The organism is Cloacibacterium sp. TD35 (assembly GCF_028864635.1).
Taxonomy (GTDB): Bacteria; Bacteroidota; Bacteroidia; order Flavobacteriales; family Weeksellaceae; genus Cloacibacterium.
Window position 1 is genome coordinate 2355824 of record NZ_CP104850.1, and the last position, 13780, is coordinate 2369603.

General features: G+C 34.1%; 12 protein-coding genes. 7 read left to right on the forward strand and 5 right to left on the reverse strand.

Annotation, left to right across the window (positions count from 1 at the left end; all coding sequences use genetic code 11):
* Window positions 1-87 precede the first annotated feature (87 nt).
* The gene (locus N7277_RS10910) at window positions 88-606 is read left to right on the forward strand and encodes a DsrE/DsrF/DrsH-like family protein (RefSeq protein ID WP_274779571.1); all 519 of its coding nucleotides are present in this window, start codon (window positions 88-90) and stop codon (window positions 604-606) included.
* 128 nt (window positions 607-734) lie between these two features.
* Here the strand turns inward: N7277_RS10910 and nifJ are convergent, their stop codons facing one another.
* The 3 genes from nifJ to N7277_RS10925 form a co-directional block, all read right to left on the reverse strand.
* Window positions 735-4310, reverse strand: a complete 3576-nt coding sequence (nifJ, locus tag N7277_RS10915) for a pyruvate:ferredoxin (flavodoxin) oxidoreductase (protein ID WP_274779572.1) — start codon at window positions 4308-4310, stop codon at window positions 735-737.
* Window positions 4311-4323: 13 nt separating this feature from the next.
* Window positions 4324-5961, reverse strand: coding sequence for an NAD(P)-binding protein (locus N7277_RS10920; protein ID WP_274779573.1), 1638 nt, complete (start codon window positions 5959-5961; stop codon window positions 4324-4326).
* A 174-nt stretch (window positions 5962-6135) separates the two neighbouring features.
* Complete coding sequence (locus tag N7277_RS10925; RefSeq protein WP_274779574.1) at window positions 6136-7776, reverse strand: CoA-disulfide reductase; 1641 nt, start codon at window positions 7774-7776, stop codon at window positions 6136-6138.
* A gap of 300 nt (window positions 7777-8076) precedes the next feature.
* Here N7277_RS10925 and N7277_RS10930 point away from each other — a divergent pair, with 300 nt between their 5' ends.
* The 6 genes from N7277_RS10930 to N7277_RS10955 all read left to right on the forward strand — a co-directional run bounded on the left by N7277_RS10930 (window position 8077) and on the right by N7277_RS10955 (window position 12900).
* A complete protein-coding gene (locus tag N7277_RS10930) occupies window positions 8077-8355 on the forward strand; it encodes a PspC domain-containing protein (protein ID WP_274779575.1) in 279 nt (92 codons plus the stop codon).
* A gap of 129 nt (window positions 8356-8484) precedes the next feature.
* The gene (locus tag N7277_RS10935) at window positions 8485-8814 is read left to right on the forward strand and encodes a PadR family transcriptional regulator (RefSeq protein ID WP_069797022.1); all 330 of its coding nucleotides are present in this window, start codon (window positions 8485-8487) and stop codon (window positions 8812-8814) included.
* Window positions 8815-8824: 10 nt separating this feature from the next.
* Window positions 8825-10561: a PspC domain-containing protein gene (locus tag N7277_RS10940; RefSeq protein ID WP_274779576.1), complete on the forward strand. Its 1737-nt coding sequence runs from the start codon at window positions 8825-8827 to the stop codon at window positions 10559-10561.
* Between the two features lie 357 nt (window positions 10562-10918).
* Complete coding sequence (locus N7277_RS10945) at window positions 10919-11485, forward strand: 1-acyl-sn-glycerol-3-phosphate acyltransferase (RefSeq protein WP_274780833.1); 567 nt, start codon at window positions 10919-10921, stop codon at window positions 11483-11485.
* Window positions 11486-11503: 18 nt separating this feature from the next.
* On the forward strand, window positions 11504-11932 hold the full coding sequence (locus N7277_RS10950) for a PaaI family thioesterase (protein ID WP_446715108.1): 429 nt from the start codon (window positions 11504-11506) through the stop codon (window positions 11930-11932).
* On the forward strand, window positions 11932-12900 hold the full coding sequence (locus N7277_RS10955; RefSeq protein WP_274779577.1) for a chorismate-binding protein: 969 nt from the start codon (window positions 11932-11934) through the stop codon (window positions 12898-12900). Before N7277_RS10950 ends, N7277_RS10955 begins: the two co-directional genes overlap by 1 nt.
* A 29-nt stretch (window positions 12901-12929) precedes the next feature.
* Here N7277_RS10955 and N7277_RS10960 read toward each other — a convergent pair whose 3' ends face one another.
* The gene (locus tag N7277_RS10960; protein WP_213195567.1) at window positions 12930-13127 is read right to left on the reverse strand and encodes a hypothetical protein; all 198 of its coding nucleotides are present in this window, start codon (window positions 13125-13127) and stop codon (window positions 12930-12932) included.
* A 33-nt stretch (window positions 13128-13160) separates the two neighbouring features.
* Window positions 13161-13757, reverse strand: coding sequence for a MarC family protein (locus N7277_RS10965; protein ID WP_274779578.1), 597 nt, complete (start codon window positions 13755-13757; stop codon window positions 13161-13163).
* Between the last annotated feature and the right edge of the window lie 23 nt (window positions 13758-13780).

Genomic DNA, 13780 nt, shown 5'->3' on the forward strand with positions numbered 1-13780 from the left:
TATTTTTTGCTAACATTAAAAACCTAATCTATTACACCTAAAACCTATTCCCTTAAACCAAATCCCATAATAAATAAAACAAAAAATATGGAAACTACATTATTAAAAAATCCATTAGCAGATTTAGATAAATCTCTGAAACCCATAGAAAAAGTAATGGTAATCATTTCTAAAGGAACTTTAGAAAGTGTTTACGCAGGTTTTATATTGGCAAACGGAGCGAGAATGGAAGGTATGGAAGCAGAAATTTTCTTTACTTTCTTCGGACTAGATGCTGTAATTAAAGACAGACTAAAAGACATTCACGTGGCTACTGTAGGAAATCCTGCAATGCACATGCCTACCATGTTAGGAGGTTTACCTGGAATGGAAGCTCTCGCTACCAAAATGATGAAATCTAAAATGGAAAAATTAGACATTCCACCAATTGATGAATTCATAGAAATTCTATCAGCTTCTGGTTGCAGACTTTGGGTTTGTAAACTGGCTTTCGAAATGTTTGATTTAAAAGAAGAAGACTTAACTCCAGAAGTGGAAGGCATCTTAACCGTAGGAGATTTCTACGCAAGAGCTGCAGGAGATGCTACGCAAATTATTTTCATCTAAATAATAACTTTTGTGTTAAGAAAATCCCCATTGAGCAATTGGTGGGGATTTTTATTTTTCCTTAATTAAAAAAACCTCCCAAAATTCGGGAGGTTTTCAAATTTCAATTTTCAACTTTCAATTCTCAATTAAAAAGTCGGTTGGAAGTTTTCGGCTCCAAGTGAAGCCATATCTTCATACGTTTTCCATCTTAGGTCTACAATTTCTTGCGCCAACTTCATCAAATGTTCCGCATCTTGCGGTTGCGTTTGTTTTAGAACTCGGTAGCGCAATTCGTTGTACGCATATTCTTCAAACGGAATTGTAGGACGAATAGAATCTAAGATAAACGGATTTTTATTATTTTTTCTCAATACAGGATTGAATCTAATCAATGGCCAATATCCACTTGCTACAGCCATTTTTTGTTGATTTAAGCCTTTTTCCATATCAATTCCGTGTGCAATACAATGACTGTACGCTAGAATTAATGAAGGACCGTCATAAGCTTCTGCTTCTCGCATTGCCAATAATGTTTGTTGAGGATTTGCTCCCATTGCAACGGTTGCTACGTAAACATTTCCGTAAGAAATAGCTTGCATGGCCAAATCTTTTTTGCCAACACGTTTTCCTGCAGTTGCAAATTTCGCAGAAGCAGCTGTAGGCGTTGCTTTAGAACTTTGTCCACCCGTATTACTATAAACCTCAGTATCTAAAACCAAAACATTGATATTTCTTCCTGTAGAAAGGGCGTGGTCTAAACCTCCACTTCCGATATCATAAGCCCAACCATCACCACCAATGAGCCAAACAGCACGGTGAACCAAGTGGTCTGCAAGAGAATAGAGGTGTTTCGCATCTGGATTTTCAGAAAATTGCAATCTATTTTTTAGAATTTCTACTCTTTCTCTTTGTTTGATGATTTGACTTTCTAATTTTTGAGGTGCATTTAGAATTTCATTGATGAAATCTTCGCCCAACTCTGGTTTTAATTTTTCGGCGTAATAATGAGCCATTTGTAATTGCTTATCCGCAGAAAGTCTCATTCCCAGACCAAATTCGGCATTATCTTCGAAGAGAGAATTGCTCCAAGCTGGTCCTTTTCCTTTAGAATTAGAACTCCAAGGTGTAGTTGGTAAATTTCCGCCGTAGATTGATGAACAACCCGTTGCATTGGCTACCATTAATCTATCACCGAAAAGTTGAGTAAGAACTTTAATGTAAGGTGTTTCTCCACAACCTGCACAAGCTCCAGAAAACTCGAACATCGGTTCTAAGAATTGTACGCCGTGAACTGTAGAATAATTCACCATATTTTTATCGTGAATTGGCAATTTCTCGAAATAAGAAATCACTTTTCTATGTTTTTTAAGGTCTGGATTTTTTGGTAAAATATTAATCGCGCGTAATTCTTCATTTTCTTGATCAATTACTGGACAAGCTTCGTAGCATAATTTACAACCAGTACAATCTTCTTCGTACACCTGAAGTGTGAACTTAGTTTCTGGGAAACCTCTTGCATTAATTGGTGCAGATTGAAAACCTTCTGGAACTTCGGTCAATAAATCTTTGTGATAAAATTTAGAACGAATCACAGAATGAGGACACACAAAACTACAATTTCCACACTGAATACAGATATCTGCATTCCAATGGGCTACTTTTTCAGAAATATTACGTTTTTCCCATTTTGTAGTTCCGTTTGGATACGTTCCATCAGCAGGAATAGCACTTACAGGCAAATCATCACCTTTGCCAATCATCATTTTATAAGTGATATTTTTCACAAAATCTGGTGTATTTTCGTCAACAGTTTGCTCCTCTCCTTTTTCGGCAGTTACCGCATTTGGGATTTTAACTTCAAACAAATTCGCCAAAGTTTGGTCTACCGCTTCAAAGTTTTTGTCTACTACAGCTTGACCTTTTTTGATATACGTTTTTTCAATTGCTTTTTTAATTTGCTTAATTGCTTCATCTTCTGGTAAAACTCCTGAAAGCTTAAAGAAACAAGTTTGCATAATGGTATTAATTCTGCCTCGCATTCCTGTTTTTTCGGCAACTTCATTGGCATCTATAACGAAAAATTTAATGTTTTTTTCAATCAATTGTTGCTGAACTTGATAAGGCAATTTATCCCAAACTTCGTCTTTAGAATAAGGCGAATTCAATAAAAATTTCGCTCCATTTTTAGCAAAACTGAGCATATCTTCATTTTCTAAAAATTTGAAGAAATGACAAGCGATGAAATTTGCTTTTGAAATCAAATAAGGTGCTTCAATTGGTTCGTGCCCAAAACGAAGGTGAGAAACGGTTTTCGCTCCAGATTTTTTAGAATCATAAACGAAATATCCTTGCGCTGAAAGTTCTGTATTTTCGCCAATAATCTTAATCGAGTTTTTATTCGCGCCTACGGTTCCATCTGCTCCCAAACCGAAAAATAGTGCTTGGTTCCATCCAGAATCATCTAATTTAAAGTTATAATCTACATTAATACTGGTAAAACTTACATCATCTGTAATCCCTACCGTAAAATGGTTTTTAGAATTTTCAGTTTTTAAATTATCATAAACCGCTTTTACCATAGCTGGTGTAAATTCTTTAGACGAAAGTCCGTATCTACCACCAATAATTTTCGGCATTTTATCTAAAGTTCCATTGGTGAGCGCTTCTGTAAGACAAACCAAAACATCTTGATACATAGGTTCGCCATTGCTTCCTGGCTCTTTGGTTCTATCTAAAACGGCAATTTTTTTCACTGATCTTGGTAAAACCGAAATAAAATCTTCATTTGGGAATGGTCTGAACAACGAGATTTTAAGAACACCTGTTTTTTCTCCATTTTTATTGAGAAATTCTGAAGTTGGAATCACTGTTTCTACTCCAGAACCCATAATTACGATAACATTTTCTGCTTCTGGATGCCCGTAATACGTTACAGGAGCATAATTTCTGCCTGAAATTTCAGAGAATTTCTTCATTTCTTCCTTTAAAATGGTAGGAATTTTAGCATAAAAAGGATTAGAAGTTTCTCTTCCTTGGAAATAAACATCTGGATTCTGAGCAGTTCCTCTTACGAAAGGCTTATCTGGGTTTAGACTTCTATTTCTATGTGCAATCACCAATTCATCATCTATCATTGCACGGATTTGATCATCATTTAAAAGATTAATCTTATTCACCTCGTGAGAAGTTCTGAAACCGTCAAAGAAATGAATGAAAGGAATTCTCGCTCTTAAAGTAGTAGCTTGTGCAATGAGCGCCATGTCATGCGCTTCTTGAACACTTGTAGAAGAAAGCATTGCAAAACCTGTAGTTCTGGCTGCCATTACATCTTGATGGTCACCAAAAATAGACAAAGCTTGCGCTGCCAAAGATCGCGCCGCAACGTGAAAAACTGCACTGGTTAGCTCCCCTGCAATTTTGTACATATTTGGAAGCATGAGCATTAAACCTTGAGATGCGGTGAAAGTTGTGGTTAAAGCACCTGCCTGAAGTGAACCGTGTACAGTACCTGCTGCACCGCCTTCACTTTGCATTTCTATAATTTCGGGAACATTTCCCCAGATATTTTTAATTCCTTTTGACGCCCATTCGTCTGCTAGTTCTGCCATAGTAGAAGATGGCGTAATAGGATAAATGGCACAAACTTCGTTTACTCTGTACGCGATGTAAGCAGCAGCTTCGTTGCCGTCTATGGTTGCTATTATTTTATTTTGATTTTTCATTGTTTTTAATTCATTAATGTTCTAAAACCATATCTAAAGCGTGACAAGGACATTGTTCTGCGCAAACGCCACAACCTGTACACAAATCATAATTGATGGTGTAACCTTCTCCTTTTCCATTTTTGGAAATCGCACCTTCTGGACACGCTCCATAACAACTGTCACACTCGAAACAATTTCCGCAAGAGAGACAACGTTGAGCTTCGTAAACTGCTTCTTCTGTGGTATAACCTGCTACAATTTCGTCAAAAGTTTCTACCGCTTTTTCTAAATCTAAGTGCTGTTGCTGTTTAGCTTGTGCATTGGTTTTAAACCAAATTTGTAACTGCTCAATCGTTACCAAAGGATTATTGGCAGGTTTCTCGTAAGTAGTATTTCTAAGCCAAGCATCAATATTTCTAGCTGCTTTTTTACCATGACCTGTAGCAATCGTTACGGTTCTTTCACTAGGAACCATATCACCGCCTGCAAAAATTCCTGGATAACCTGTCATCATTGATGGATTTACCTCAACTGTAGTTCCATCTTCTTTGAAGGTAATTCCTTCTATGTTTTTTAAGAAATCTGTATCTGCTTCTTGACCCAAAGCTAGAATTAAAGAGTCTGCTTCTAAAGTTTCGTATTCGCCAGTTGGAACCGCTTTTCCGTCAATCACTTGCATTTTTTCAACGGTGATTGAAGAGGTTTCCATGTTTTTAATAGAGCTCAACCAATGGATTTTTACCCCTTCGCTTAATGCTTCATCTGCCTCAAATTCATGAGCAGGCATATGTTCACGGTCTCTTCTGTAAATAATCATGGCTTCATCTGCCCCTAATCTTTTGGCAGTTCTAGCTGCATCCATTGCGGTATTTCCACCGCCATAAATCGCAACTCTTCTTCCTAAAAGTGGTTTATTATCGCTATTTTCATCAGCTTCTTTCAAGAAAGAAACCGCATCTAAAATTTTACTCGCTTCTTGAGCTGGAATATTTACTTTTTTGGCTAAATGCGCTCCAATAGCTACAAAAACCGCATCAAAACCACCATTTTCTTTTTCTTTGAGAATATCTTGTACTTTATAATTCAGAACAATTTTTACTCCGAAATTTTCAATTCTTTTAATCTCTGCCTGAAGAATATTTCTAGGCATTCTGTACGCAGGAATCCCGAAATTCATCATCCCTCCAGCAACAGGTCCTGCTTCGAAAATAGTTACTTCGTGACCTAATTTTCTAAGATGATACGCTGCCGAAAGTCCAGAAGGACCTGCACCTACAATCATAATTTTCTTACCCGTAAGTGTTTTAGGAGGATAAAATTGCCAATTATTTTTAAGTGCTTCGTCTCCTAAGAATCTTTCTACCGCGTGAATACTTACCGAAGAGTCTAAATCTTTTCTGTTGCAAGAATTTTCGCAAGGATGATAACAAACTCTCCCATGAATTGCAGCCATAGGATTTTGCTCGGTGAGTTTTCTCCAAGCGTCTTCTATTTTTCCTTCTTGAGCAAGAGAAAGCCAAGCCTGAATGTTTTCGCCAGCTGGACAAGCGTTATTACAAGGAGGAAAAAAATGTACATACTCTGGCTTACTTTTTCTCACAGAACCCGTTCCCGTGCTATGCGCATGTAAATCAGTGTATTTGGTTAAGTCTTGATTGTAAAATTCCATTTTATTTTTAATTTGACTAACAAATTTATTAATATTAACAGCCAAAGACTGACAATCAAGAGCATACATTTGTCATGTTTTGATGATTTGTGACGAAAATCATATTTTGTATCAATAATCAATAAAAAAGGCCTCAGAAATTCTGAAGCCTTCTTGCTAACAAAAAAACTATTACTATGATTGAACTTTTGACCAAAGATTATACCCTCCGTTTAGGTTAACTACTTTAAAGCCGTTATTTTTTAGAATTCTATTCGCTAAATAACCACGCAAACCAACTTGGCAATAAATGGCATATGTTTTATTTTTATCTAAATTTTCGAGATTTGCTCGTAAATCATCTACATTAATATTTAAAGCACCTTCTATATGCCCACCAGAAAATTCCTTAGAAGTTCTTACATCTAGAATTACAGCATCATTTTCTTTTACAAAATCCCAAAATTCATCATAATTCACCATTTCTAAATCTCCTTTCAAAATGTTTTCTGCAGTATACCCTGCAATATTTACAGGATCTTTCGCTGAGTTAAAAGGAGGAGCATACGTAATTTCTATTTCTGGCAAATCATAAACCGTAAGATTTCCTTTGATGGCCGTCGCGATTACGTCTATTCTTTTATCTACACCAGCTTCGCCAACAGCTTGAGCTCCGAAAATTTTACCATTTTCATCAAAAATTACTTTCAGAACCATATTTTTTGCTCCAGGATAATAACCAGCATGATGACCGCGTGTTACAATGGCTGTTTTATAAGGAATACCGAAACGTTTTAATGTTTTTTCATTCAACCCAGTTGAGGCTACAGAAAGTTCAAAAAATTTCAAAATAGAAGAGCCTAGACTTCCTGTATATTTATATTGATTTCCTAAAACGATATTGTCTGCTACTATTCTACCTTGTCTATTTGCAGGCCAAGCTAAAGGAATCAAAACTTTTTTATTATTGATATAGTGAGTCACTTCTATTGCATCCCCTACCGCGTAAATATCTGGATTCGAAGTTTGCATAAATTCATTGACCAAAATCCCTCGGGTTTCACCAATTTCTAAACCAGCTTCTACTGCTAATTTGGTTTCTGGTTTTACACCGATTGCAAGAATTACAGCATCAGTTTCTACAGAAGTTCCATTATTTAAGAACACTTCTATGGTTTCACCTTTGTCATTGAATTTTTCTACGCCAACGTTTAACAACAATTCAAGCCCTTTTTGTTTGGCTTTTTCGTGAACGAAACTTGCGATATCAAAATCTACAGGTGCCATTACTTGATTGCCGAGTTCTACCAATTTCACAGATTTCCCAGCTTCAATTAGGTTTTCGGCAACTTCTAAGCCAATGAAACCTCCCCCTACAACTACAAAATTCTGCGCATTTTTGGTCTTTGCTACAATTTTATCCATATCAGGAATATTTCTGAGCGTATAAATTTTATCAGAATCAATTCCTTCAAAAGGGGGTTTTATAGGTTCCGCACCTGGAGAAAGCAATAACTTGTCATAGCTCTCTAAGTAAATTTCGCCGGTTTGTAAATTTTTGACAGAGACTTTTTTCTCGTCTGTATAAATAGATAAAACTTCTGTAAAAACTCTTACATCTAAGTTGTATCTTTCTTTAAGAGATTCTGGTGTTTGCAATAAAAGAGCGTCTCTCTTGTCAATCGTTCCGCTGATATGATAAGGCAAACCACAATTCGCAAAACTTACATATTGTCCTTTTTCAAAAATAATGACTTCGTTTTCTTCTGAGAGTCTTCTCAATCTAGTTGCTGCTGTTGCGCCTCCTGCAACTCCTCCTACTATTAGTATTTTCATCTGTAAATCTTTAATGGATTAAAAAACTTCATTTCTTAAGTGAAATAAAATTTATAGTGCAAAATTACGGTTGGTTTTCACCAATTTCGGTAACAGATGTTACAATGAAAACGTGATTTTTGTCAAAAACAAAAATTATCAAAATTCATATGTGAAATTTTTACACCTGATTATCAATGATTTAAATAAATTATTAAAATATATTTACTACTTTGTATTGCATAATACTGAATTTTATATATATCTTTGCATAAGAAAATAATAAAATCATTAAAATATAAAACACTAAAAAAATTGTATATGAAAACTTATCAACAAAACGAAAACCAATATCACACTGGTTGTAGAGCAAAATTAACTCGCGATGGAGACAATAGAAGAATCGCTGGTGTTTGTTCAGGACTTGGAAGATATTTCGGGATAGATGTATCTTTAGTAAGAGTAGCATGGTTCTTACTAGCATTCTTCGGAATATTTTCAGCGGGAATTTCTACGTTTATGGTCGTATTCGTCTATTTTTTACTTTGGTTACTTTTACCAAAAACGAGAACGATTCACTACTTCGAAGAAAGAAAATAGTAATATATTTTTTTTGCATTACTACTTTGCATTGCATATTACTAAAAAATACCTATTTTTGTTCAACAGAAAAAAATTCGTAAAATGAATGTTACAACAAATCATAAAAACCACTAATAACTAAAAAACATGAACACAGAAAATACCAAAGCGCAAATGCGAAAAGGAATTCTAGAGTTCTGTATTTTGAGCCTTATCAATAATAAAGAAATGTATGTTTCTGATTTAATAGACGAACTCAAAAAAGGAAAGCTAGATGTAGTAGAAGGAACTCTTTATCCGCTACTTACAAGATTGAAAAATGGAGAATTTCTTGCTTACAGATGGGAAGAATCTACCAGTGGACCGCCAAGAAAATACTACCAAATTACTGAAAAAGGAAAAACTTTTTTAGCAGAATTACAAAATACTTGGAATGAATTAACAGAATCTGTAAACCAAATCACCAAAACATCATAAAAACTAAACTATGAACAAAACATTATCAATAGGACTTGCTGGTTTTTCTTTCGTAATAGAAGAACACGCATACATAAAACTGAGTGACTACCTCACTGCACTGAGAAGTTCTCTAGAGGAATCAGAAGCAGACGAAATTATGCATGATATCGAAATTAGAATTGTAGAAATTCTAAAAGATAACATGGGAAAAAGAGAAGTGGTAAATGATGATGATATAGAAAAAGTAATTGCCCAAATTGGTAAACCAGAAGTAATAGAAGAACAAGAAGAAGCTTATTTTTCTGATAAAACTGCCAATAAAAAATCAAGACCTTCATTTTCTTCGGCACAGCAAAAACAACTGTTCCGTGACCCAGAAAACATGAAATTAGCAGGTGTTTGCTCTGGTCTGGCTGCCTATTTTGGAATAGATGTAACTTGGATGAGAGTCATCTGGTTTGGTGTAGCATTTTTAGGATTGTTCACTGCCGGGATCTCTACTACTCTTATCATTTTCTTATATGTAGTTTTTTGGATTATCCTTCCTAAAGCAGAAACTGCAGCAGATTTTCTTAAAATGAAAGGTAAACCATTAAACTTCGACAACTTAAAAGAAGAATCTAGCAATATCGTAAAGTTTGCCAATGAATCTACTGCAAAAGTTGGCGAAATGTACAATGAAGCTAAACCTGTAGTAACTTCTGCTGGTAGCGGATTGCTAAATGTTTTAAGAGTTCTTTTTGGTGCTATTTTCGCTTTCTTGGCACTTGGAGCAATCATCGGTTTATTCTTCTTTTTCAATTTATTTGGAAATCCTGATTTTCCTGGTGTAAGCAAAATGAACTTCTTGTTTGACGATGGCGGAATGAAATATATCCTTTCTTCTCTGATTGTATTAGGAACATTATTTCCTGCGGTTCTTTTCAGCTTAATCAGCATCAAATTATTATCTCCTAAAACTAAATTAAGAAACTTAGGATATGTATTAGGTGGTTTATTCTTAGCAATTGTTCTTTTAGGAACTTATTTCGGAGTAAACATGGCAAAAATAGATATGTCTTACAAAGGTGACAAAGAAGAAACTGAAAATATTTCCATCAATGTACAACCTACAGACAGCCTTATCATTGACAAAAAACAAGTAAACATTCCAGCGAATTACACTGCTTATGATGATGATATTTTCTCAGACAAGAAAATGGTTTTCGAAGAAGATTATCCAAATGTAGAAGTAGTAAGAAATGCTAATATTACTCAGCCTTACCTCATCATCAAAAAATATGCGGAAGGTTACAATAAACCTCTAGAACTTAATGTTCCTGTAGAAGTGGTAGGCAACAAAATTTTATTACCAAATTTCGTAAGTTATCCTTACCAATACAGATTCAGACATTACAGTGTAGATTATGAATTGGTGGTACCAAAAGACATGAAAGTTGCAAAAGGAAACGAGCATCTAAATGTAAACGGTGACCTAAATGCAAACGGAATAGATGATGACGAAGAAAATAATAACAATAATAATGGAGATATCGTCATAGAAAAAAATAAAATAAACATCAACGGAACTACTATAGAATACGATTCTGAAAATGCTGACAGTGTAATTATCAACGGAAAAAAATATCCTAAAAAAGTTGCAGACAGCATTTTAGAAAAAGACATCAAAAATATTAACAGTCTAAAAGATTTAGAAAATTTAAAAGACCTTAATATTTCAATTAAAGATGGAGATTCTAAGATAGAAATTAACACTAAGAAATAAATAGTTCTAGTTTAGTTGGGTTGCTGATGATAACAACAGAAACTTCTGCAACCCTACGCTAGAAACTAAGCAACAAAAACGAAGCCTATTTTTGATTTTTTTTAGAAAATTTTAACAAATAAAATATTTTAAAATTAAAAATAATTAATACCTTCGCTAAGTGAATGAAACTCACATAAAACAAACAAAAAACACTAGAAATTATGATACAATTTGTCTTAGAAATCGTGATGAAAATAATGGAGTTCATCAGCAGTCTATTTTAGAAAGATTATAATCTATAAAATAATTATATTTGCAAGTAACCTTTTTGCTAGGGTTACTTGTTTTGTTTTTAAAGAGAAATATATGAAATTTATTAAAAAAATTATCGCAAAGTTTATCCTTTGGGTTTGGGGTTGGAAGATTGTGTTAGAAGGTCCCGCAAGTAATTTAGACCGTTGCGTTTTAGTCGTAGCTCCACACACTGCTAATGATGAATACATTTTAGGAAATCTAGCTTATTGGGTTCTTGATAAGAAATTAAAAGTTATCATTAAAGATGCTCATACTAAGGCTTGGTACGGTTTTATCGTAAAAGCATTGGGAGGAGTTGGAATCGATAGAAGCCAAAGAAATGACTTGGTTAATTTTGTAAAAAATGAATTTGCAAAAGATGATTTCAGCTTAGTGATTACACCAGAAGGAACAAGAAGTCTTGTTAACAAATGGAGAAAAGGATTCTATCACATGGCAAAAGAATCAAACGTTCCTATCGTTATCGCTGCTGGAGATTTTAAAACCAAAAGTATTCATTTAGGTAAACAAATTTCTGCCGAAGACATTCAGACCAGAAGCTACGAAAGCATCATGGAAGAATTACAAGAATATTACAAAAAAATCACTCCAAAATATCCAGAAAAGTGGAATCCAAAAATCTACTAATCTAAAAGTTGAATTTTTATGATAACCAACGAAGAAAAATTAGCACAGCTCAACCTTTGGAATAAAAACACTTTAATGGAAACTTTAGAAATCGTTTTTACCGATTTAGGAGACGATTATTTGGTAGGAACTATGCCCGTAAATTCTAGAGTTCATCAGCCATTAGGTTTATTGCATGGTGGTGCTAACATTGCATTTGCTGAAAGTTTAGGCTCATGTCTTTCTAATATATTGGTAGCTCACGAAGGAAAAGCTGCTGTAGGAACTAATATTAATTCTAATCACCTCAAAAGTAAAACAGAGGGAACAGTTACAGGAACGGCTAAAATGATTAGAAAAGGACAAACGCTCCATTTTCTGGAAATAGAAATAAAAGACGAAAACGGAAGTTTACTGTGTCATTCTACGATGACGAATATGGTGATTAACCGAAAAATAGAAAAGTAATGAAAGCTATTTTCAGATTACCCTTTGACGAAAAATTTATACTGATACATCATCATGAAGCTGCAAGAAATGTGGCTTCTTTTTTTCCTTTCACCAAAGGAAAAACCATTCATTTACAAGCAGATCATCTAGAAATCTGTACTTCAGAAGAGCTCAAATCTTCTTTTTTTGAGGTAGAAAATTTTCTTGAAAACAATGCTGAAATGAATATTCCTCAGCATGAAGAATATCTACAAAAATTAGAAAAAGCGATTGAAATCATCAAGCAAAATAACTTGCCAAAACTGGTTATTTCTAGACCTATTGCTAGAGAAATTTCTTCCATCAATTTAGAAAAAACTTACCAATTACTTTGCAAAAAATATCCCAATACACTTTGTTATATTCTCATTTCTGATGAAGAAATTTGGATAGGTGCAACTCCTGAAATTTTGGGAAAATTCAATAAAAAAACACATGAGCTTTTCACCATGAGTTTAGCCGGAACCCTTCCCGTAGATGAAGAATGGAGCGAAAAAGAAATTGAAGAACAAAAACCTGTTACCCATTATATTTCTGAAATTTTAAAAAAATATTCTTCCGAAATTACACAGAGTGAAACTTATAATCATATTTCGGGAAACATTAAGCATCTCAGAACTGATTTCACTGCTAAAATTGAAGACAAAAGGCTTGAAGAATTAATTGAAGAACTCCATCCTACTCCTGCAGTTTGTGGAATTCCGAAGGAATTTTGTAAAGAAAAAATTATAGAAATCGAACAATATAACCGTGAATTTTACGCAGGCTACATTAAAATAGAAACTGATGAAGAAATTTATTATTTTGTGAATCTTAGATGTGCTAAAATTTACAAAAATCAAGTAATAGCGTTTGCCGGTGGCGGAATTACGGCACTTTCTTCGCCAGAAAAAGAATGGCGAGAAACCGAACTGAAGTCTCAAGCTATTCTTCATCATTTACAATAAAAAAAGCCGCTTCTAGAAGCGGATTTTTATTAACTATTTTTCTGTGAAAGTTTTTTCCAAGTATTCATGACCAGAGTAACTAAAATTCCTATAATAGATGCGACTATGGAGAATAAGAATTTATTGTTATCTGAATGCATAAAACCTAAATTCCAGTCTATTGCATAAAGATTAACTCCTAAAAATATAATAAAAAGCACTAAAAAAACTTTGTAAAAGGTTGTCATTGGTATGAGATTTATGATTTAATATTGATAATTTTAAAATTGTACGTATGTAGAAAATAACTGTGCAAAGTTAGCGGTAAATAATTTAATAGATATCGCTAAAAGGATAATTCCAAAAACTTTTTTGAAAATCATCAGCGTAGCATCTCCTATTTTTTCTTCTAAGAAATTGGCAGATTTTAGAACAATGTAAACCAAAATGGTATTGAGCAAAATCCCTAAAATTATATTCACTACATGAAATTCTGCACGAAGTGATAAGGTAGTAGTCAATGTTCCAGCTCCGGCAACTAAAGGAAACGCAATCGGAACGATAGAAGCTGCCTTCACGTTTTCTACTTTGTGAATTTCTATTCCCAAAATCATTTCCAAAGCAATAATAAAAATAACCAAAGCACCTGCAATAGCAAACGAATTCACATCTATCCCGATGAATTTGAGCATTTCTTTTCCCACAAAAAGAAAAACAATCATTAATACACCAGAAACTACTGATGCTCTTTCTGCATCAATATGCCCGAATTGCTTTCTAAGAGAAACAATAATAGGAACAGAACCTAAAATATCGATTACTGCAAACAAAACCATAAAACAAGTCAAGGTTTCTTTAAAAGAAAACGATTCTAACATAGTGTGATTTTTTTATTATTTTC